This window comes from Devosia sp. Root635 (assembly GCF_001427605.1).
GTDB lineage: Bacteria > Pseudomonadota > Alphaproteobacteria > Rhizobiales > Devosiaceae > Devosia.
Window position 1 is genome coordinate 1 of the sequence record NZ_LMGZ01000004.1, and the last position, 21,702, is coordinate 21,702.

The 21,702-nt window shown below is 64.7% G+C and carries 16 protein-coding genes; 13 read left to right on the forward strand and 3 right to left on the reverse strand.

Annotated features, from left to right (window positions below; all coding sequences use genetic code 11):
- Nucleotides 1–342 precede the first annotated feature (342 nt).
- From ASD80_RS03220 to gltX, 4 genes are all read left to right on the forward strand, one after another.
- A complete protein-coding gene (locus tag ASD80_RS03220; protein ID WP_056228906.1) occupies nt 343–1,719 on the forward strand; it encodes a class II 3-deoxy-7-phosphoheptulonate synthase in 1,377 nt (458 codons plus the stop codon).
- A gap of 165 nt (nt 1,720–1,884) precedes the next feature.
- Nucleotides 1,885–2,883, forward strand: coding sequence for a hypothetical protein (locus ASD80_RS03225; RefSeq protein ID WP_156460307.1), 999 nt, complete (start codon nt 1,885–1,887; stop codon nt 2,881–2,883).
- Between the two features lie 254 nt (nt 2,884–3,137).
- Nucleotides 3,138–4,805 carry an NAD+ synthase gene (locus ASD80_RS03230; RefSeq protein ID WP_056228912.1) on the forward strand — a complete coding sequence of 556 codons (1,668 nt, stop codon included), beginning with the start codon at nt 3,138–3,140 and terminating at the stop codon, nt 4,803–4,805.
- Nucleotides 4,802–6,127, forward strand: coding sequence for a glutamate--tRNA ligase (gene gltX, locus ASD80_RS03235; protein ID WP_056228915.1), 1,326 nt, complete (start codon nt 4,802–4,804; stop codon nt 6,125–6,127). Before ASD80_RS03230 ends, gltX begins: the two co-directional genes overlap by 4 nt.
- Here the strand turns inward: gltX and ASD80_RS03240 are convergent.
- Nucleotides 6,072–7,208, reverse strand: coding sequence for a DUF2865 domain-containing protein (locus tag ASD80_RS03240; protein ID WP_056228918.1), 1,137 nt, complete (start codon nt 7,206–7,208; stop codon nt 6,072–6,074). The two genes, gltX and ASD80_RS03240, sit on opposite strands and share 56 nt — an antisense overlap.
- A 156-nt stretch (nt 7,209–7,364) precedes the next feature.
- Here ASD80_RS03240 and ASD80_RS03245 point away from each other — a divergent pair, with 156 nt between their 5' ends.
- The 9 genes from ASD80_RS03245 to ASD80_RS03285 all read left to right on the forward strand — a co-directional run bounded on the left by ASD80_RS03245 (nt 7,365) and on the right by ASD80_RS03285 (nt 17,861).
- Entirely contained in the window at nt 7,365–8,405 is a 1,041-nt protein-coding gene (locus ASD80_RS03245) for a fumarylacetoacetate hydrolase family protein (protein WP_056228920.1), read from the forward strand.
- 343 nt (nt 8,406–8,748) lie between these two features.
- On the forward strand, nt 8,749–9,198 hold the full coding sequence (locus ASD80_RS03250) for a c-type cytochrome (RefSeq protein ID WP_056228923.1): 450 nt from the start codon (nt 8,749–8,751) through the stop codon (nt 9,196–9,198).
- Between the two features lie 329 nt (nt 9,199–9,527).
- Nucleotides 9,528–10,940, forward strand: a complete 1,413-nt coding sequence (gene cysS, locus ASD80_RS03255; RefSeq protein ID WP_056228925.1) for a cysteine--tRNA ligase — start codon at nt 9,528–9,530, stop codon at nt 10,938–10,940.
- Nucleotides 10,941–11,116: 176 nt separating this feature from the next.
- On the forward strand, nt 11,117–11,452 hold the full coding sequence (locus ASD80_RS03260; protein WP_244488927.1) for an endonuclease domain-containing protein: 336 nt from the start codon (nt 11,117–11,119) through the stop codon (nt 11,450–11,452).
- The gene (locus ASD80_RS03265; RefSeq protein ID WP_056229144.1) at nt 11,452–11,946 is read left to right on the forward strand and encodes a GFA family protein; all 495 of its coding nucleotides are present in this window, start codon (nt 11,452–11,454) and stop codon (nt 11,944–11,946) included. The genes ASD80_RS03260 and ASD80_RS03265 overlap by 1 nt, the downstream gene beginning before the upstream one ends.
- 4 nt (nt 11,947–11,950) lie before the next feature.
- Nucleotides 11,951–13,567 carry a citramalate synthase gene (gene cimA, locus ASD80_RS03270; protein ID WP_056228932.1) on the forward strand — a complete coding sequence of 539 codons (1,617 nt, stop codon included), beginning with the start codon at nt 11,951–11,953 and terminating at the stop codon, nt 13,565–13,567.
- 128 nt (nt 13,568–13,695) lie between these two features.
- Nucleotides 13,696–15,507: a LysM peptidoglycan-binding domain-containing protein gene (locus ASD80_RS03275; protein ID WP_056228934.1), complete on the forward strand. Its 1,812-nt coding sequence runs from the start codon at nt 13,696–13,698 to the stop codon at nt 15,505–15,507.
- A gap of 138 nt (nt 15,508–15,645) precedes the next feature.
- On the forward strand, nt 15,646–15,966 hold the full coding sequence (locus ASD80_RS03280) for an ArsR/SmtB family transcription factor (protein ID WP_244488928.1): 321 nt from the start codon (nt 15,646–15,648) through the stop codon (nt 15,964–15,966).
- On the forward strand, nt 15,966–17,861 hold the full coding sequence (locus ASD80_RS03285) for an ABCB family ABC transporter ATP-binding protein/permease (protein ID WP_056228941.1): 1,896 nt from the start codon (nt 15,966–15,968) through the stop codon (nt 17,859–17,861). The genes ASD80_RS03280 and ASD80_RS03285 overlap by 1 nt, the downstream gene beginning before the upstream one ends.
- 140 nt (nt 17,862–18,001) lie before the next feature.
- On the opposite strand, the gene ASD80_RS03290 is transcribed toward ASD80_RS03285, so the two are convergent.
- A complete protein-coding gene (locus ASD80_RS03290) occupies nt 18,002–18,271 on the reverse strand; it encodes a type II toxin-antitoxin system Phd/YefM family antitoxin (RefSeq protein ID WP_156460308.1) in 270 nt (89 codons plus the stop codon).
- Between the two features lie 95 nt (nt 18,272–18,366).
- The gene (locus ASD80_RS03295; RefSeq protein ID WP_056228945.1) at nt 18,367–21,702 is read right to left on the reverse strand and encodes an efflux RND transporter permease subunit; all 3,336 of its coding nucleotides are present in this window, start codon (nt 21,700–21,702) and stop codon (nt 18,367–18,369) included.

Here is a 21,702-nt window from a genome sequence, read left to right on the forward strand (position 1 = left end):
CAAGAGCGGGCGGGGACCCGTGCCGGCTCGCGGTCTCACAACCTGGGACCCAACGGTCTCCCGCCCGCGTCAATCATGACACAATCAAACAACACAGGGACCCATCCCGAGATCGCGCCGCAGCCGCAAGGTGGATCGTCCGTCCACCTGACATGCCCATCCATCTCAGAATGGATCCCGGCTCAAGGCCGGGATGACACGGTGGATGGGGGCGGCAGCGTACTTGCCATCTCCCGCAAGGTTGCCCTCCAACCAATTGCCACCCCGAATACCCTTGTCCCCCATCCCCAGCCTTGGTATTCCGCCATCCAGCAGTAAACCCGGCGTGAGCGAGACCGAAACATGACCACCTGGACCCCCGATAGCTGGCGCGCCAAGCCCATCTCCCAGGTGCCGGCCTATCCCGATCCCGCCGCTCTGGCTGAAGCCGAGCGCCAGTTGGGCACCTTCCCGCCGCTGGTCTTTGCCGGCGAAGCCCGCGACCTCAAGGCCCGCCTCGCCGCCGTCGCCAATGGCGAGGCCTTCCTGCTGCAGGGCGGCGATTGCGCCGAGAGCTTTGCCGAACACGGCGCCGATCACATCCGCGACTTTTTCCGCGTCTTCCTGCAGATGGCGGTGGTGCTGACCCACGGCGCATCCAAGCCCGTGGTCAAGGTCGGCCGCGTCGCCGGCCAGTTCGCCAAGCCGCGCTCCGCCGATACCGAAACCATCGATGGGGTGGAACTGCCCTCCTATCGCGGCGACATCATCAACGACATCGGCTTCACCGAAAAGTCCCGCGTGCCCGATCCCGATCGCATGCTGCAGGCCTATCGCCAGTCCGCCGCCACGCTCAACCTGCTGCGCGCCTTCTCCATGGGCGGCTATGCCGAACTGACCCGCATCCACGAATGGACCGTGGGTTTCATGAAGGGCTCCAACTGGTATCCGCGCTACGAGGAAGTCGCCCGCAAGATCGATGACGCCATCACCTTCATGGGTGCCCTCGGCCTCAACCCCGACAATACGCCCGCCCTCCGCCAGACCAGCTTCTTCACCAGCCATGAAGCCCTGCTGCTCGGCTATGAGGAAGCCCTGACCCGCCGCGACTCTATCACCAATGACTGGTACGCCACCTCCGGCCATATGCTGTGGATCGGCGACCGCACCCGCCAGCCCGATGCGGCCCATGTCGAATATTTCGCCGGCATCCGCAATCCCATCGGCATCAAATGCGGCCCCTCGCTCTCCAGCGACGACCTGCTGCGCCTGCTCGACCGCCTCAATCCCACCGACGAAGCCGGCCGCATCACGCTCATCAGCCGCTACGGCTCCGACAAGATCGCCGATCACCTGTCGCGCCATATCGAAACCGTGCAGAAGGCCGGCCGCACCGTCGTCTGGTGCTCCGATCCCATGCACGGCAACACCATCAAGGCCTCCACCGGCTACAAGACTCGTCCCTTCGACCGCGTCCTCAGCGAAGTGAAGTCCTTCTTCGAAATCCACCGCGACATGGGCACCTATGCCGGCGGCGTCCATATCGAGATGACCGGCGACGACGTCACCGAATGCGTCGGCGGCGTTTCGGCGGTCACCGAAGCCTCCCTGTCGGACCGCTACAACACCTATTGCGACCCCCGCCTCAATGCCAGCCAGGCCCTCGAACTGGCCTTCCTCGTCGCCGAGGAAGTCCATGCCCAGAAGCCGCCGCGCCAGCGTCTGGCCGCCGGCGAATAATCAAGCTGCGCATCGAAACCGCCTGCGAGGCTCCGCGCGACCTGTCGGGCGGAGCCTTGTCGTGTCCGGCTTCCTTTGCCGGCCTCAGCCCGCTTAGCGGAAACTTAACCCTAATGCTTGATAAACGCGGGACACCCCAAGAGGGGACCGATCCCGGAGGATACGATGAAGCGCTCTCTTCAAGGCGCCGTGGCCATGCTGGCGCTCTGCCTGGCGGCCCCCGTTCTGGCCGCCGACTATTTCGAGCCATACCCCGAGCTGCGCCCGGCCTATCCCGACACTTGGGAACAGCCCGACGACTCCATCCGCTTCGAGTTCGGTGCCGCCTATTGGTATTCCTGGGGCGGCCAGAATGCCGGCTTCAATGCTCCCGGTGCCGGTGCCATCGATCTCAACGTCCGCGACCAGACGCATATTGGCGAACTGCACGGCAAGATCGAAGATCTCTCGACCCAGACCTATGTGGCCGCCCGCGCTGGCCTCGGCTTCCACACCACCGGCACCTACGACATTTCCCCGGCGGCCGCCGGCAATATCGGCACGAGTTCACGCATCGGCTATGCTGGCGCTGATTTCGGCTGGCTTCCCTTCGGTACCATGACCGATGGTTTCGCCGTGGGCGGCCTGGTTGGCTATCAATACTGGAAGGACGCGCCGGACATCGGCACCGGGCAATACGCCGCCGCCTTCGATCCCGTGACCGGCGCGCCGACCGCAATGGGCGAGGCCCGCGACGATTTCGACATTCATGCCCTGCGCCTTGGCGTCAAGGGAACCGCCGAATTCGACATGTTCGATATTCAAGCCGAAGCGGCCTGGATTCCCTACGCTCACGTAACTGGTGCCCTTGGCGGCAGCGCCCCCGGTGGCTTCAATTTCCCCGGCGTTCCCTTCACCATCTACGAAAATGCCCAGACCACGCTGAGCGGCCGCGGGCAGGGCGTCATGCTTGAAGCCATGGCAGGTTTCCATCCCACCGAAAATCTGGCGCTGCGTATCGGCGGACGCGCCTGGTATCTCGAAGGCAATTTGGACGCTGTATTCAACGGCACCGCAGCGGTCCCCGGAGTCGGCCCCGTTACACAGGCCGAGATGACCTTGCCCTCCACCTACGCCTCCCTCTTCCGCTACGGCCTCCGCGCCGAACTCACCGGCAAGTTCTAGCTGCCCACAATGCCGCCCCAGCCACCGGGCGGCACCTCCCCCTCGACGGGGGAGGTTGGGAGGGGGTGGCGGTTGGCCCCAATGTCGAGGTCAAACACCCCCACTCTTGATCCCTCTCCCGCAAGGGGAGAGGGTGACGACCACGACAACTCTCAATTCCAAACACACCCCCGCGCCTGACCCCTATGGCCCATCGCCCATCCCGATGCTATTGGCAGGCGCGTAGTTCCGCCCACCACCATTAGGCCAGCCCCGTGACAGACCACCTCCGCATTGCGCTCGCCCAGCTCAATCCCAAGGTTGGCGATATATCAGGCAATCTGGCCCTGGCCCGCACCGCGCTCGCCGATGCCGTCGCCGCCAAGGCTGATATCCTGCTGCTCTCCGAACTGTTCCTCACCGGCTATTTCCCGGACGATCTGCTGTTCAAGCCGAAATTCGTCGCCGACGCCATGCAGGCGGCGCGCGATCTCGTGGCCGATACCGCGGGCACCGATGTCGTCCTCGTCCTCCCCACCGTCTGGCTCGAAAAGACCGGCCTGCACAATGCCGTCCTCGTCGCCGAAAACGGCAATATCATCGCCACCCGCCTCAAGCGCGAGCTGCCCAATTCCGACGTCTTCTACGAAAAGCGCTATTTCACTGCCGGCCCGCTGGCCGATCCGGTGACCATCAAGGGCGTGTCCATCGGCATCCCCATCTGCGAAGATATCTGGCACCCCTCCGTCTGCGAACACCTCGCCATGCGCGGCGCCGAAATCATGCTCTGCCCCAACGGTTCGCCCTACTGGACGAACAAGCAGCATGTCCGCAAGGATCTCGTCCGCGCCCGCGTGGCGGAAGACGATGTGCCCATGCTCTATCTCAACCAGGTCGGCGGCCAGGACGAACTGGTCTTCGACGGCGCCTCCTTCGGCATGGAGCCGGGCAACAAGCTGGTTTTCCAGGGCAAGTCCTTCGAGAGTGATTTCATCGTCTCGGATTGGGTGCGCGGCGACAAGGGCTGGACCTGCGCCAGCGGTGAAGTCACCGAACTCACCACCACCGACGAAGCCCCCTGGCTCGCCTGCGTGCTCGGCTTGCGCGACTACGTCCACAAGAACGGCTTCAGCCAAGTCGTGCTCGGCCTGTCCGGCGGCATAGACAGCGCCGTGGTCGCCGCCATGGCCGTTGACGCCTTCGGCCACGAGAACGTCCACGCCATCATGCTGCCCTACCGCTACACGTCCGAAGCCAGCCTCAAGGACGCAAAGGATTGCGCCACCCGGCTCGGCGTGCGCTACGACATCGTCTCCATCGGCAATCCGGTCGATGACGCGCTGGCCGAGCTGTCCCCCATCTTCGACAACCGCCCCGCCGACCTGGCTGAGGAAAACATCCAGTCCCGCATGCGCGGCGTTGTGCTCATGGCCGTCTCCAACAAGCTCGGCTCCATGCTGCTCACCACCGGCAACAAGTCCGAAATGGGCGTCGGCTACGCCACCATCTATGGCGACATGAATGGCGGCTACAATCCGCTCAAGGACATGTTCAAGATGGAGGTCTATCGCCTGGCCGCCTGGCGCAACAGCCACGTGCCCGGCGATTGCCTCGGCCCTTCCGGCGAGGTCATCCCCAAGGCCATCATCGCCAAGGCGCCCAGTGCCGAACTGCGCCCCGACCAGACCGATCAGGATAGCCTGCCGCCCTATCCGGTGCTCGACGCCATCCTTACCGGTCTCGTCGAAGACGAACTTTCCATCGCCGAAATCGTCGCCCAGGGCTTTGATCAGCCGTTGGTGGAACGCGTCGAGCGCCTGCTCAACATCGCCGAATACAAGCGCCGCCAGGCCGCACCGGGCCCCAAGCTCACGGTGAAAGCCTTCGGCCTCGGCCGCCGCTACCCCATCACCAATGGCTATAAGGATCGGGTGATCGGATGACTGTTGTTCGCTGGGCGCCGTCCCCCACCGGCCGCATCCATCTCGGCAATGCCCGCCCGGCTTTGCTCAACTGGTTCTACGCCCGCCGCCACGGCGGCACATACATCCTGCGCATGGACGATACCGACCACGCCCGCTCCACTCGCGCCTTCGCCGATGGCATCGAACTCGATCTCGCCTGGCTCGGCATCACGCCCGACCTCCTGGTCCGCCAGTCCGACCGCACCGAGCTTTATGACGCCGTCCGCGACCGCCTGATCGCCATGGGTCGCCTCTACCCCTGCTACGAAACCGAGGACGAACTCGACCGCAAGCGCGCCCGCGCCCGCCTCCTCAACAAGCCGCCGATCTACGATCGCGCCGCCCTCAGCCTCACCGCCGAAGATCGTGCCCGCCTCGAAGCCGAAGGCCGCAAGCCCCATTGGCGCTTCCGCCTCGACGGCCGCCCGGTCCAGTTCGACGACCTCATCAAGGGGCCGCAGACCGTCAACACCGCCTCCATGTCCGACCCGGTCCTGCTGCGCGAAGACGGTTCCTACCTCTACACGCTCCCCTCGGTGGTCGATGATATCGACCTGGGCATCACCCATGTCATCCGCGGCGAGGACCACGTCTCCAATACCGGCACCCAGATCGAGATTTTCGAAGCCCTCGGCGGCGCCGTCCCCACCTTCGGCCACCACAACCTGCTGACGGACGCGGAAGGGCAGGGCTTCTCCAAGCGCCTGGGCTCCCAGTCCATCAGCGATTTCCGCGACGCCGGCTACGAGCCCATGGCCATAGCGATCATGGCCAGCCTCAACGGCACCAGCCTGCCCATCGAGACCTACGAAACCCTCGACGAAATCGCCAACCGGCTCGATTTCTCCATGATCTCGCATGGTGCCGCCCGCTTCGATCCCGCCGAGCTGGACAGCCTCAACGCCCGCCTGCTGCACACTCTGCCCTATGAAGGGGCCGCCCCGCGCCTCTCCGCGCTCGGTCTCGAAGGCGAAGCCATGTGGCTTCTGCTACGCGACAATCTGCGCAAATTCGATGACATCGCCGAATGGGCAAAACTCGTCACCGGCCCCATCGCGCCCATCATCGCTGACGAAGACCGCGATTTCCTCGCCCTCGCCAAGGCCATGCTGCCGCCGGAGCCGTGGGACGAAACCACCTGGAGCCAGTGGACCGACGCCCTCAAAGCCACCACCGGCCGCAAGGGCAAGGCCCTGTTCCTGCCGCTGCGCCTCGCGCTCACCGGGCGTCACGATGGTCCCGAGCTTAAGTCCCTGCTCCCGTTGGTTGGGCGTAAGGCGTGTCTGGACCGACTACCCTGACGATCTTATCGCCGAACTGCACCAGCCGCAATTCCGTTTCCGCCGCCGCCTGAACCGGCCGCGTCACCGGCGTTTCGCCCGGACCAGCCGGCCGCGGGCGGGGCAGGGGCACATCCACCAGCGTTGCCGTCTCCAGCGGCGCCTCGATGGGCGCCTGCACCGGCGCCACGCCGCGCGGGTCGCGCAGCGGCAGCGGGAAGGTCACCCCCTCTACCTCGATCATCGTCCGGCTTGAGCCGTCGGCCCGCGTCGCCACGGTCAGCGTGCCGTCCGATTGCGGCGCCACCTTGCAACTGGCGCTCGGGCTGGTGTCGAGTTCATCGCGATAGCGGAACGCCGTCGGCAGCGCGGTATAGGGCTCGCCATACTGGTTGCGCATCTGCTCGGGCTCCTGGCCCGGATTGTCGTAGAAATAGAGGTCCACCGCCGTCGTCGGACAGCTTTGCTGGCAGGTCATCGCGTCATTGCCGACAAAGTCGGGCAGGGTCGAATAGCTGATCGGCCAGAAATAGCCGTCGCTCAGCCGCACGCAGACCGTACGCACCGTCTGATAGCCCTGATAGCCCCAGTAATCCCCGCCATCGATCATCTGGCCGTCGGTGAAGTCGCCTTCCGACGTGGTCCCGAAAATGCGATCGAACACCGACTGCCGCTCGGTGGTGAATGTAGCGCTCGACCCCTGGTCGCCGCCGCAGCCGAAACGCGCCATTTCCTGCAGGATCGCTTCGCGCTGGGCGCCGATGGCATTGGCGGTATCCACCTGCCGGGCCACATCGGCTGAAACCTCGCGCAGCCGCAGCACTTCGCGCCCGATCTGCCGGCATTGCTGGGTCAGCGGTATGCCCGCCTTGGCCGCGTCGTTGCATCCATCGCGCACATAGCGGCTTTCCATCGCCTGCACGTCGCGCTGGGCTTGCTGCGCCGCCTGCGAATTGCCGCCCATCTGCTGGTAGGCCGAATTGCCGTCGAACTGCCGCAGCGCCGCTTCGAGCTGGAAGCACTGCGCCGCCTGCGCATAGGCCACATTGACATCCAGCAGCACGCAGATCGCCGCCAGCGCCGTCACTATCAGGGCGCGCACGCCATTCCTGCCCAAGCTCGGTCTATCCTCTCGCCGACGCGCCGCGCGCCGCTTCCCCCGGCCTTAAGACAACGCTAGGACGGTTGGCAACATTATACTGGCACTGCTGCGTCGCGGTAGCGCCGCAAGGCCACACGTTTGCGAGATTGCACCTCGATGAAGCTAGCCACGCTCAGAAATAACCGCCCCGATGGCCAGCTCGTCGTGCTCTCCGCCGACCGTGCCCGCTTCGTTTCCGCCACCCGCATCGCGCCCACTTTGCAGGCCGCGCTCGATGACTGGGACGCCCACGCGCCGGCCCTTTCGGCCCTTGCCGCCCAGCTCGATGCCGGCGCCATAGCCGGCCAGGTATTCGATCCCGCCCAGGCCCTGGCGCCCCTGCCGCGCGCCTATCAGTGGATCGACGGCTCGGGCTATCTCAGCCATCTCGAACGCGTCCGCAGCCTCAAAGGCAGCAAGGACGAGGAACTGCAATCGACCCGCCCTTTGCTCTATCAGGGCGGCTCCGATTCGCTGCTCGCCCCCAGCGCGCCCATCGTCATCACCGACGCCGATCTCGCCCTCGATTTCGAAGCCGAGGTGGCGGTCATCATCGGCGCCGTCCCCATGGGCGCCACCAGGGCCCAGGCATCGGCCGCCATCCGCCTCGTCACCGTCTGCAACGACATTTCCCTGCGCCGTCTGGTGGCCGACGACCTGCAGAACGGCTTCGGCTTCTTCCACGCCAAGCCCTCCACCAGCTTCGCCCCCATCGTGGCCACGCCCGCAAGCCTCGGCGCTGCCTGGCGCGACAACCGCCTGCATCTGCCCGTGCGCATCGAGGTCAACGGCAATCTCTACGGCCAGCCCAATGCCGGCACCGACATGCACTTCGATTTCGCCGACCTCATCGTCGAGGCCGCCCGCACCCGCAATCTGGCTGCCGGCACCATCATCGGCGGCGGCACCGTGTCCGTCAGGCACGATGAAACCCTGCCCATCAAGCGCGACGGCATCGGCTTCGGCTGCATCGCCGAGGCCCGCACCGTCGAAAAGCTCAAATACGGCCGCGCCCGCACCCCCTTCCTCAAGCCCGGCGACGTGGTCCGCATCGGCGCCCTCTCCCCCGACGGCACCACACCCTTCGGCGACATGGTGCAGTCAGTGGAACTGGTCTCTTCACCCCTCCCTTCGGGGGCGGCGCGCAGCGCGGGGTGAGGGGGCTTTACCACTGCTCGTTCCCTCTTGACCTGGGTGTGTCCATTTTGAGCGCGATACCCCGGCTCCTGCCCTCCCTCCCCCTTGAGGGGAGGGTAGCGGCGCCAGGCCCACGGGGCCTTGGCAAGGCTGGGTGTCGAGGCTTCATTCGACATAGAATTCACCACCCCACCCCCTTGATCCCTCCCTCAAGGGGGAGGGAGCCGAGTGAAGCATCTGCGGCCCCAGGGGAGGGCGCGATCCTCCCCTAACACCTTGCAATCGCTGATAACATTTCCGTGCAACGGTTGGGCCCGTCACACAGTCATGCCACCTTGCCACCCATCTCAATGAGGGTGCACTCATGTCGATCAAGCATATTTCTGCCATGGCCATCGCTGGCCTTCTGGCTCTGGGCGCCGTTGCCGTCATGGCGCAGGACGCCTTCGTGCCGCCCGCCACACCCGAAGAGGCCGTGACCATGCGCAAGGCCCTGATGCGTGAGGATGGTGGCCTGATGCGCACGCTGAACGGTCTTTCCGGCGCCGAGGCCGCCGCTGCCGTCAACACCGTCCTCACGAACTACACCCACATCCCGGCGCTCTTCCCCGAAGGCTCCATCGTCGGCGATAGCGAGGCTCTGCCCGCCATCTGGGAAAACTGGGACGCCTTCAACGCCATAATCGAAACCGGCAAGACTGCGGCGGGCGAAGCCATCGCCGCTGCCGAAGCCGGCGACGCCACAGCATACGCCACCGCCCTGCGCGCCCTCGGCGGCACCTGCGGTCAATGCCACCAGCAATTCAGGAGCTGACCTTTCTTCACCTCTCCTTTGGGGGAGAGAGCCTGCCCCGGATTTGATCCGGGGTCGGCGCGCAGCGCCGGGTGAGGGGGGCCTTCCCTCCTGGAACTAATCGCCTCCAAAGCGATTGGGCGGTCCACCGGGACCGCCCCTTTTTCTTTTCGGCTTGCTTTCCGCCCGCGCTCCGGTCAATCTCCGCGCCATGAAGATCGGCATCATTCTGATTAACCGCCGCATTATTACCTGCTAACCAACGGTTGGCGGCGCGGTCTTCTTCATCCTCAATTCATCGATGAGCACCCGTCCGCCAGCGCAAATCCGCATGGCCAGGGACGGACCATATGACCACGCCGCAGCTCACGCTCTACAACACGCTCACCCGCACCAAGGCGCCCTTCACGCCCCTCGATGCCGCCAATGTGCGCATGTATGTCTGCGGCCCCACGGTCTATGACTTCGCCCATATCGGCAATGCCCGCCCGGTCATCGTCTTCGACCTGCTATTCCGCCTGCTCCGCCATGTCTATGGCGCCACCCACGTCACCTATGTCCGCAACATCACCGACGTCGACGACAAGATCAACGCCCGCGCTTTGCGCGATTTCCCCGACCTGCCGCTCAACGACGCCATTCGCCAGGTGACGGAAAAGACCGAGGCGCAGTTCCTCTCTGATGCCAAGGCCCTCGGCGCGCTCGACCCAACTATCCAGCCCCGCGCCACCGACAATATCGCCGAAATGCAGGCGCTGATCGGCAGCCTGATCCAGCGCAACCACGCCTATAACGCCGCTGGCGAAGTCCTGTTCGACGTCAAGTCCATGCCCGACTACGGCCTGCTTTCCGGCCGCAATCTCGAGGACAATCTGGCTGGCGCCCGCATCGCCGTCGAAGCCCATAAGAAGAACCCCGCCGATTTCGTGCTCTGGAAGCAGTCCGCCGATAACGAGCCCGGCTGGGACAGCCCCTGGGGCCGCGGCCGCCCCGGCTGGCACATCGAATGCTCGGCCATGTCCGAGCGCTATCTCGGCCAGACCTTCGATATCCATGGCGGCGGGCTCGACCTCATCTTCCCGCACCACGAAAACGAGATCGCCCAGTCCCGCTGCGCCCACGGCACACATGCCATGGCCAATGTCTGGATGCACAACGGCTTCCTGCAGGTCGAAGGCCAGAAGATGAGCAAGAGCCTGGGCAATTTCGTCACCATCAACGACCTGCTGGAAACCGGCGCCATGGGCGGCCGCGCCTGGATCGGCGACGTATTGCGCCTCGCCATGCTGATGACGCATTACCGCGAGCCCATCGATTTCTCGGTCCGCCGCCTCGAAGAGGCCGAAGCCAAGCTCGCCGACTGGCAACGCGCCGCCCGCGGCGCCGAACTCAGCGAGGACGACGCCCCCGACGCCTCCGTCGTCGCCGAACTGGCCGACGACCTCAACTTCCACCGCGCCTCGGTGGCTCTGGACTTCATCGCCAAGAAAGCCAATCGCGACGAGGGCAATGCCAAGCACTGCCTCGCCGCCACGCTCCGCTTCCTCGGCTTCGGCCTCGACAGCCTCCTCACCTCCGAAGACGGCTGGCAGGAGCCGCCCCACATCGCCACCGCCATCGCCGCCCGCCTCGAAGCCCTCAACAACAAGGATTTCGCCAAAGCCGACGCCATCCGCAATGAGCTGTCCGAGCAGGGCATCTCCTTGATGGACTACAAGGACGAGCAGGGCCAGCGCGCAACGAAGTGGGAGATGAAGCGGTGAACTCCGCATCCCCCTCATCCGTCTCGGCTGCGCCGAGCCACCTTCTCCCACAAGGGGAGAAGGGTGACTCCACTCCTGTGGCACCATCCTGCCCACCCACCGGATCCCCTTCTCCCCTCGTGGGAGAAGGTGCCCGAAGGGCGGATGAGGGGGCCAAGGAGCGCCCCAGTCCGCGATTGCAGAAACTTGCCAAGTCCATGCGGCGCCAGCCCACCGAGGCCGAAAGCAAACTCTGGTTGCTCCTTCGCGACCGCCGCTTCGTCAATCACAAGTTCCGCCGTCAGGTCCCTATCGGACCCTATATTGCCGACTTCGCCTGCTACGCCTCCAAGCTGATCGTGGAGGCAGATGGCAGCCAGCACATCGAAAGCCAGCGCGACATCGTTCGAGACGCCGAATTAGCCCGTCGTGGCTTCCGCCTCCTCCGTCTCCGCAACGACCACATCTTCACCCGTCCCGACGACATCCTCGAAGCCATCTGGACCGCCCTTCATACATCGGAGACCCAATGATGCACCGCTATGCCATGGAGGTCAGCGGCGGCTGCCAATGCGGCGCCGTGCGCTACCACGCCACCGAAATGTTCGATAACGCCCATATCTGCCACTGCCGCATGTGCCAGAAGTCCGTGGGCAACATCTTCGCCGCCCTGGTCGCCGCCCCGCGCGAGGCCATCACCTGGACACGCGGTACCCCGGCGCGTTTCCGCAGTTCCGAACATGTCGACCGTGGTTATTGCCGCGACTGCGGCACGCCGCTCTTTTATGACAATACCGAGGGCAACCGGGTCAATTTCACCATCGGCTCGCTCGATCACCCCGAGCTGTTCCCGCCCCATGCCAATACCGGGCAGGAGGGGCAGGTGCCCTGGTTCACCACCCTGACATCGATCGAAAACGGCGGCGAGACCGAGACCGGCCAGGAAGACTGGGCCTCGGCCATCAAATCCACCAATCACCAGCATCCCGACCACGACACGACCGTCTGGCCGCCGAAGTCCGAGTAAGACCATGTCCAAAGACCGCCTCTACCTGTTCGACACCACCCTGCGCGATGGCGCGCAGACGGCCGGCATCGAGTTCTCGCTCGAGGACAAGATTTCCATCGCCCGCCTGCTCGATGATCTGGGCGTCGACTATGTCGAAGGCGGCTATCCCGGCGCCAACCCGGTCGATACCGAATTCTTCGAGACCAAGCGCACGGGCAAGGCCAAATTCACCGCCTTCGGCATGACCAAGCGGGCAGGGCGCTCCGCCGCCAACGATCCGGGCGTGCAGGGACTGCTCAATTCGCAGGCCGACGCCACCTGCTTCGTCGCCAAGAGCTGGGACCATCAGGTCAAGGTCGCGCTCGAAATCACCTTGGAGGAAAATCTCGAAAATCTCCACGATACCGTCGCCGCCGCCGTCGCCTCGGGCAAGGAAGCGCTGATCGATTGCGAGCACTTCTTCGATGGCTTCAAGGCCAATCCCGAATACGCCCTGTCCTGTGTCAAGGCGGCCCTCGATGCCGGCGCCCGCTGGGTGGTTCTGTGCGACACAAATGGCGGCACCATGCCCTCCGAGGTGACCGCTATTGTTAACAGTGTGCTAACCATAGCGCCGGGGTCGCGGTTGGGAATTCACGCCCATGACGATACCGGCCAGGCCGTCGCCAACACGCTGGCGGCCGTGGATGCGGGCGTCCGCCACATCCAGGGCACCCTGAACGGCATCGGCGAGCGCTGCGGCAATGCCAATCTCGTCACACTTATCCCCACCCTGGTTTTGAAGCCGTATTATGCCGACAGGTTCGAAACCGGCATCGACGCCACGCGCCTCACACGCCTGACGCAGCTGTCGCGCGCCTTCGACGACCGGCTCAATCGCGCCCCGGCGCGGCAGGCGCCTTATGTCGGCGCCTCGGCCTTCGCCACCAAGGCCGGCATCCACGCCTCGGCTTTGCTCAAGGATTTTTCGACCTACGAACATGTCCCACCCGAAAGCGTCGGCAACGAGCGCTCCATCATGGTCAGCCAGCAGGCCGGCAAGTCCAACCTGCTGACCGCCTTGGCCCGCTACGGCATCGAACTGGCCAAGGATGACCGGCGCCTCGAAAAGCTCCTCGCCACCGTCAAGGACCGCGAATCGCGTGGCTATTCCTATGACGGCGCCGACGCGTCCTTCGCCATTCTCGCCCACGAAGTGCTCGGCACGCTGCCCGAATATTTCCAGGTCGAGAACTATCGCGCCAGCGTCGAGCGCCGCCACAACGCCCAGGGCGAGGAGATCACGGTCACCGAAGCGGTGGTGAAAATCCGTGTCGAGGGCGAATTGCTGATGTCGGTCGCCGAGGGCAACGGCCCCGTAAACGCCCTGGATCTGGCCATGCGCAAGGATTTGGGCAAATATTCGAGCCGCATCGAGGATCTCGAACTGGTCGACTTCAAGGTGCGTATCCTCGACGGCGGCACGGGCGCGGTCACCCGTGTACTGGTCGAAAGCCGCGATGACACCGGCGAGCGCTGGTTCACCATCGGCGTTTCGCCCAACATCATTGATGCCTCCTTTGAAGCTCTGTATGAATCGATCACCTACAAGCTGTTGAAAACCGAAGCGGCGCAGGGGACGACAGAGAAAGTGGCTTAACCGGGTAGTCCGTCCGCGGGACGACTGCCACAATCGTCCTGGAGGACAAACTGGCCGAAACCGCTCCGAAAAAACCTCTTGCGCTCACAATCGGGGCGGCGGCGGTTACCCTCGCAGTCATCATCGGTGTGCTGGCGGGTCCGTCCGTCGTCACCTGCTTCAATTCCGAAGATGGCATGGGCGTCTGCCTGCGCGGCAAGATGACCGATGCCGGCATCCTGCCCGCTCCGGCGCCCGCCGCCACTGCCGAGGCTGAAGCGCCCGCGCCCGAACAGGCCGCTGTGGTTGAGCCCGCCATCGCCGAGCCCGCCCTCGATGTGACACCGGCCCCCGAAGTCCCTGATGATCTGATCGCCGCCACCTTCGGCCTGCTCCGCGCCGAGCCCGATGGCTCCGTCGTCATCGCCGGCAGCGGCACGCCGGGCAGCGAGATCGAGGTCTATTCGGGCGAATCCCTGCTGGGCAAGGCCACAGTGGAATCGAGCGGCGACTGGGTGCTCGTCCCCGATGCGCCGATCGCCCCCGGCGGCACCGAGATCACCCTGGCCGAAGTCGGCAAGACCGGTCGCGCCGCCCAGTCCTTCGTGGTCGTCATCAACGACGACAAGACCAGTGAGCCCCTGGTCGTCGCCAGCACGCCTGGTTCCATCAGCGAAGTGTTGCAGGGTCTTGATCGCCCCGGCGCAGAAACCACCACCCAGCTTGCCGCCGTCGATCCGGTCGCGCCGCCTGCCGCAGTCCCGGCGCCTGCCGCCATCCCGACACCGGCGCCGGTTGCCGAAGCCGCTCCGGCCCCCGCGGCCGAACTGCCGGCTGCGCCCGCTACGACCGAGCCGGCTGTGCCCGCCGCAACACCGCCGGCCGCACCTGAAACGACGCCCGCCCCGGCGGCGCCCGTGCCCGCCGCCGAACCGCCGGCGGCGCCGGCTACCGAGCCTGAGCCGACCACTGAGCCCGCGCCGGCCCCCGAACCCGTGCCCGCCGCAGAACCGGCCGCGGACGAACCTGCTCCTGAGCAACCCACCGAACCGGCTCCGGCCCCTGAGCCGGCTGCGCCCGCTACGGAGCCAACAGCCGCCGCCGTCGAGCCAGCCATTGTGCCAGCCGCACCGGCCGCTGAAACGCCTGCTGCCGTGCCGACAGCCGAGCCTCCGGCGCCTGCGCCCGAGGCCCCGGTTGCCGTTGCCGCTGTGCCGACCACCATCGATGCCATCGAGATCGAGGGCGACCGCACCTTCTTCGCCGGCGCTGGTCCGGAAGGCGCCACCATGCGCCTCTATGTCGAGGACGAGTTCATCGCCGACGCCACGGTGGCGGATGGGCGTTGGCTGGTGGAGGCCGGCAAAGTTCTGACGCAGCCGGAACAGCGCGTCCGTATTGACATGCTCCAGCCGGGCACGGCCACGGTCGCCGCCCGCGCCGAGGTCGATTTCGTGGTTGAATTGCCCGCCACCCAGGCACCGACCGCCATCGCCGAGGCCACGTCCGCGGAGCCCGCGTCGCCGGAACCTTCAGTCGAACCGACCCCGGCAGCATTGCCCGCCGAACCGGCTCCCGTCGCGGCACCAACCCAGCCTGCCGAGCCCGCAGTGGAGCCTGCTCCAACTGTCCAGCCCGCAACGACCGAGCCCGCGCCCGTCGTCACTGCGCAGGCCGAGCCTGCTCCGGCCCCCGAGCCCGTTGCGACCCCGGCAGAACCAGCGCCGGCCGCCCCCGAACCGGCCGTGCCGACCCTGGTCGCGGTGGCGGTGGGCGGCCCCGATGCCGAGCGCTTCGCCTCCGGCAAAGCCATCATCCGCCGCGGCGACAATCTCTGGACCATCGCCCGCCGCGTCTATGGCGAAGGCATAAAATACACCACGATCTACGACGCCAATGCCGGCCAGATCCGCGACCCCGATCGCATCTATCCCGGCCAGGTGTTCGATCTGCCCAACTAGCAGGCGCGCAGTATGCTGTTCGCAAGCGCGGCAAGACATTAATCTGCGCACAAAATGGCCCGCCCTCCGGCGGGCCATTGATTATTTCCGCGCCAGACCCCATTTTATCGTCAAATGACGATCAACCAAGATCAGGCCATGCACGACGACGATATTGCCAACATCATGCGAGCGATGGGCCACCCTGTGCGCCTCAACATCCTGCGCATCCTGGCCCGGCAGGAGCGCGGCGAATGCTGCTGTGCCGACGTCACCGATGAACTGACCCTGGCCCAGTCCACGGTCAGCCAGCATATCAAGGTGCTGCTCGATGCCGGCCTGATCGAGCGCAAGCCGCGCGGTACGCGCAATTGCTACATTGTCCAGCATGACCGGCTGTCCGCCCTGGGTGTGGCCTATTCCGGCATGATCGCGGGCTTTAGTCCCGCTCCATCCAAACTGGAAGCGGAACCCGCCTGATGTCGTCCGACACCGCCGAACCAAAGCCGTCCGTCAGCGCGGACGAGGGATCGCTGTTCTCTACAGTTCGCAACCTCTGGGCCTATATGTGGCCCGCCAACCGCCCGGATTTGCGCCTGCGCGTCATACTGGCCATCGGCGCGCTGCTGCTGAGCAAGGTCGCCACCACGCTCATTCCCTTTGCCTATAAGGGCATTATCGACAGCCTCGATGGATCGGCCCCCAATGGTGCGCTGGTCCTCGGTCTCGCCGTGCCTATCGTATTGGTTATCGCCTACGTGCTGGGCAACATCATGGATGCCGGTTTCCAGCAACTGCGTGACGTGCTGTTCGCCAGCGTCGGCCAGCATGCCGTGCGCAAGCTGGCCTTGCAGACCTTCCACCATCTCCATCGCCTGTCGCTGCGCTTCCATTTGGCGCGCCGCACCGGCGGGCTCAGCCGCGTCATCGAGCGCGGCACCAAGGGCATCGAAACCATCGTGCGTTTCGCCATGCTCAACATCGCCCCGACCATTGTCGAATTCATCGTCACCGCCGTTATCTTCGTCTGGATGTTCGGCATCACCTATCTCGGCGTGCTGGTGGTGATGATCTGGGCCTATCTCTACTTCACCATCAAGGCGTCGAACTGGCGGATTTCCATCCGCCGCGACATGAACAATTCCGATACCGACGCCAATGGCAAGGCCATCGACAGCCTGCTCAATTATGAGACGGTGAAGTACTTCGCCAACGAGAAGATGGAGGCCGAGCGCTACGACCAGTCCATGGCCGGCTATGAGCGCTCCGCCATCCGCATCTGGACTTCACTGGGCTTTCTCAATTTCGGCCAGGCCGTCATTTTCTACACCGGCTTTCTCATCATCGCCATCATGGCCATTCTCGGCGTCATGAACCAGACGCTGACGCTGGGCGATTTCGTCCTGCTCAACACCTTCCTGATGCAGATCTACCGGCCGCTCAATTTCATCGGCTTCGTCTATCGCGAACTGCGCCAGGGCCTCACCGACATCGAGGAAATGTTCAAGCTGCTCGACCAGGAGCCCGAGGTCCAGGACAGGCCCGACGCGAAGCCCCTCGCCATATCAGGCCCGGTCATCCGCTTCGACGACGTCACTTTCCACTACGATCCCGAGCGCCCCATCCTCAAGGGCGTCAGCTTCGAGGTGCCTGCCGGCAAGACCGTGGCCATCGTCGGCCCCACCGGCGCCGGAAAGTCCACCATTTCGCGGCTGCTCTATCGCTTCTACGACGTCAGTGGCGGCTCCATCACCATCGACGGGCAGGACCTGCGCGATGTGACGCAGGAAAGCCTGCGCTCCTCCATCGGCATGGTCCCGCAGGATACGGTGCTGTTCAACGACACCATCGGCTACAATATCGAATATGGCCGCCCCGGCGCCAGCGCCGAGGATGTGCGTGGTGCCGCCGCCATGGCCCAGGTCGGCCCCTTCATCGAAACCCTGCCCAAGGGCTACGAAACTCCGGTCGGCGAACGCGGGCTCAAGCTGTCGGGCGGTGAAAAGCAGCGCGTCGCCATCGCCCGCACCATCCTCAAGGCGCCGTCCATCCTGATCCTCGACGAGGCCACCTCGGCGCTCGACACCAAGACCGAGCGCGACATCCAGTCGGCCCTCGATGTCGTCTCCCGCAACCGCACCACCGTCGTCATCGCCCACCGGCTCTCCACCGTGGTCAATGCCGACGAAATCCTCGTCCTGCGCGACGGCATCGTCGCCGAACGCGGCAACCACGCCGCGCTCCTGGCCCATGACGGCCTCTACGCCCAGATGTGGAACCGCCAGCGCGAAGCCACCGAGGCCGAAGAACAACTCCTGCGCACCGCCAACGACCCCGACGGCTTCGTCAAACGCGGCGTCCCCGCCGCCGAATAGGGCTGGGGCGCTGATCCCCGGAGACCTCATGGTGAGCCTGTCGAACCACGAGGTCGAGCGAGTGGAGCTTATTGTGCTGCGCCTCGTGGTTCGACAAGCTCACCATGAGGCTACTGGCGCTTCAACCGCTCGACGCGGTTCTAGTCCTCTTCGGACTCCGGATGCTCTGCCTCGTATTTCGCTAATGCTCGATAGACCTGACCGCGTTCCACCACCCTTCGCTTGAACAGCGCCGCGATAACCGGGTTTACGCTCGCCGGCGGGGCCGTAAGCAGAAAATCATAGAGGTCGGGCGACAGAATGATCGCAACGTCTCGCCCGTCCTTCTGAACGCGGAGCGGGTTGTCCTCCAACGATGCGATGACGTCGTCGAACTCTGCCTTGATGGTTTCGACACTGATGGTCCGCATGGTGGCCTCCTCCAAGGAGACTGACCTGAAAAACTGCACCGCACAAACAGAAAGGCCCGCATCGCTGCGGGCCTCTCGTCTTGCTCCAAACCAGCCTATTCGGCAGCTTCGGGCCGGCTGACCACGGTCACGCCGTTCTGTTCCTTTTCCACCAGCCCGGCATCCTTGCTGACGATGTAGCGCTTGGTGCTGTCGGCATCGTCGGGGATTTCCACGGCCATGCCGTCGAAGCCCGCCGGCACCGCCTGCGCCGTCCGGCCGCGGCCGGTGACGAACCGGCCCAGCCGGGCGAACTGATGACCAAGCCACTTGATCTGGCTCCACATCACGCTCGGCGCGGTGATCATCACGGGCACCATGACCAGCGTCAGGGCCGTCGAGAAGAACAGGCCCGAAACCAGCGCTGCCGAAAGGTGGATGAACCACGACCCCGCAAGGCCGCCGATCACGATCTCGCGGCGGATGAAATCGAACTCGATATTCGCCCACATCGGGATCACGCCCAAAGCCGTCAGGAACGCCGTCAGCAGCACCGGCCGCACACGCTGCGCGGCGGTCAGCAGCATCGCCTTGACCGGCTCGACATGCTGGTGCCGGTTATAGTCATTGTAGGTGTCGATCAGCACGATGCCGTTCTTCACCACGATGCCCGCCAGCGCCACGATGCCAAGGCCCGTCATGATGGCCGAGAAGCTCATCCCCGTTGCCAGCATGCCCAGCAACACGCCCGCCACCGACATGATGACCGTCGAGAGGGTCACCATCACCTGGTAGAAGCTGTTGTACTCCAGCAGCAGGATGAAGAAGATCAGGAACATCGCCATGCCGAACGCCTGGATGATGAACGCATTGGCGTCGCCCATCTGCTCCTCGGCACCGCCATAGGCCACCGTCACCGTGTCCGGGAACGGCTGCTCGTCGATCCACGCCTTCAACTCCTCCACCCTGTCGGCGGCATAGACGCCTTCGGGCAGGTCGGCCAGGCCCGCCGCAACCGGCATCTGGTACACCTGGTTGCGCCGCGAGATGTTGGCAACCTTGGGCACCGCCGTCCGGGTGATGAAATTGCTGACCGGGATCATGCCCTGCGCCGTGGCAATCCGCATCGAGTCCAGGGCATCGAACGTGCGTTCGTCTTCGGGCAGGCGCACCTTGATGTCGAGTTCCTTGCCGGTCTCTGCATCGCGATAGGTGCCCAGGTTCACGCCCGACGTCACGAGCTGCACATAAGGCGCCAGCTCGCGTACCCCGATGCCGTACTTGCCGGCTTCGTTGCGGTCGATGGTGATCTGCCAGTCGATGCCGGGGGAGGGACGGCCATCTTCGACGTCCACCGTATTCGGCATGGCTTCGATATGCTCGCGGATCGCGGACACGACCGGCACGAGGTCGTCATAGTTCGTGCTTTCGACGCGCAGGTTGATGTCCTTGCCGGCCGGCGGGCCATTCTCGGCCGCCAGCACCTGGATATCCAGGCCCGCAAAGCCTTTCACCCGCTCGCGGATATCGGCGAAGATTTCCGCGGCCTTGACGCGATTGTTGTAGTTGACGAGCTGGAGCTGGAAATTGCCGATCGTATCGGGTGGTGTCGTACCGAACGCCCCGGTCGAGCCGAACTGCATGATCACGTCCTGGATGCCGTGAACCTGCATGATCTGGTCGCCGATATCGCTCATCATGTCGCGAATTTCTTCCGGCGAGTAATTGCCGCGGCCCACCACGGCCACCGTGGCGAATTCGGGCTCGGAGGCCGGGAAGGCCTCCGTTCCGGTCGGATTGGTGGCGTAGGTGGCGAAGATGCCGATAATGATGGCAAAGCCCACGGCCAGCGTCGGCAGCGGCCAGTGCAGCAGGTGCTCCAGCGTCCGCACATAGATGCCGGTCAGGCCCTTGACCTTCTTGGAGTCGAACTTGTCCGCATACATCACCGTGTCTGCGGCTTCCTTGGCCTTGGGGTCCACATGCGTCGAGGCGATGACCGCGCCGATGACCGGCATGAAGATCAGCGCCGAGATCAGCGAGGCGACCATGACGATGATGACGATCATCGGCAGATAGCTCATGAACTTGCCGATAATGCCCGGCCAGAACAGCAACGGCACGAAGGCGCCCAGCGTCGTGGCCGTAGCGCCCACCACGGGCACGAACATCTTGCGCACCGCCAGGATGAAGGCTTCCTTCTTGGAAACCCCCTCCTGCAGCTTTCGCTCGGCATATTCGACCACCACCACTGGGTCGTCGACGAGCACGCCCACGGCGATCACCAGTCCGAACATCACCATCATGTTGATGGTCATGCCCAGCGTCTGAGCCACCAGGAACGCCATCATGAACGACAGCGGGATGGACATGCCGATCATGATCGCCGGCCGGATGCCCAGCGTCGCCACGCAGGTAATGAGCACCAAAGCCACGGCGGTCAACACCGCCGCTTCCAGCGAACGGAACAGCGAGGTCGTGGTTTCGGCCTGGTCGAGGAAGAAGCTGTAATGCACGCCCGCCGGCCAGTCCTTGGCCACGGTTTCAGTCGTCGCCCGCACCTTGTCGGACACATCGATGATGTTGGTGCCCAGCTTCTTGCTGACGCCCATGATCAGCGCCGGCGAACCGTTCACCGTCGTATAGTCGGTGGCGTCGGCCAGCGTCCGCGTGATGGTCGCCACATCGCCAAAGGTCACCACGGTATTGCCGTCAGTCTTGAGCGGCAGCTCGAACACGTCCTGCGCGTTGGTGATCAGGCCCGGGACTTCGATATTGAACGAGCCCTGGCCGGTATTGAGCGTACCGCCCGCCACCACCATGTTGTTCTTGCTGAGCGCGTCGAAGAGCTGGTTGGCCGTCAGCCCATAGGCCTCGAGCCGTAGCAGGTCGATCCGCACTTCGAGAATTTCGTCGCGGGCACCCGAAAGCACGGCTTCGCGCACTTCGGCAATGCCTTCGAGCGCGTCCTGCAGGTCCTCGGCGCGGCGCACCAGTTCCTTTTCGGGCGCGCTGCCATAGACGGCCACCGAAATGATCGGCATGCCGACGAGGTCGATCTCGGAGACGACGGGATCATTGGCATCGTCGGGCAGCTTGGACTTGAGCGCGTCCATGCGGGCCCGCGTGTCCGACAGTGCCTGGTCCTTGTCGGTATTGATGTCGAATTCGAGGAACACCGAGGCATGGCCGGTGGTCGAGGTCGAACTGATATTCTGCAAGCCCGGCAGGCTCGCCAGCTCTTCCTCGGCCGGCTTGGCCAAAAGGTTCTCGGCGTCTCGCGGGGAGACGCCGGTCTGGCTGATGGAGACGTAGAGATACGGCACGTCGATCGCCGGGAAGCTTTCCTTGGGCAGTGACACATAGGCCGAAATGCCCGCGCCCAGCATGATGACCATGACCGTCAGGACGACGCGTGGCATCCTGAGGATTTTGACGATGAAGTCGACCAT

Bases quoted from the DNA above. Each gene is read 5' to 3' on its own strand.
- ASD80_RS03220 (WP_056228906.1), top strand. From the start codon at position 343: ATGACCACCTGGACCCCCGATAGCTGGCGCGCCAAGCCCATCTCCCAG.
- ASD80_RS03225 (WP_156460307.1), top strand. From the start codon at position 1,885: ATGAAGCGCTCTCTTCAAGGCGCCGTGGCCATGCTGGCGCTCTGCCTG.
- gltX (WP_056228915.1), top strand. From the start codon at position 4,802: ATGACTGTTGTTCGCTGGGCGCCGTCCCCCACCGGCCGCATCCATCTC.
- ASD80_RS03245 (WP_056228920.1), top strand. From the start codon at position 7,365: ATGAAGCTAGCCACGCTCAGAAATAACCGCCCCGATGGCCAGCTCGTC.
- ASD80_RS03250 (WP_056228923.1), top strand. From the start codon at position 8,749: ATGTCGATCAAGCATATTTCTGCCATGGCCATCGCTGGCCTTCTGGCT.
- cysS (WP_056228925.1), top strand. From the start codon at position 9,528: ATGACCACGCCGCAGCTCACGCTCTACAACACGCTCACCCGCACCAAG.
- ASD80_RS03265 (WP_056229144.1), top strand. From the start codon at position 11,452: ATGCACCGCTATGCCATGGAGGTCAGCGGCGGCTGCCAATGCGGCGCC.
- cimA (WP_056228932.1), top strand. From the start codon at position 11,951: ATGTCCAAAGACCGCCTCTACCTGTTCGACACCACCCTGCGCGATGGC.
- ASD80_RS03280 (WP_244488928.1), top strand. From the start codon at position 15,646: ATGCACGACGACGATATTGCCAACATCATGCGAGCGATGGGCCACCCT.
- ASD80_RS03285 (WP_056228941.1), top strand. From the start codon at position 15,966: ATGTCGTCCGACACCGCCGAACCAAAGCCGTCCGTCAGCGCGGACGAG.
- ASD80_RS03290 (WP_156460308.1), bottom strand. From the start codon at position 18,271: ATGCGGACCATCAGTGTCGAAACCATCAAGGCAGAGTTCGACGACGTC.
- ASD80_RS03295 (WP_056228945.1), bottom strand. From the start codon at position 21,702: ATGGTCGACTTCATCGTCAAAATCCTCAGGATGCCACGCGTCGTCCTG.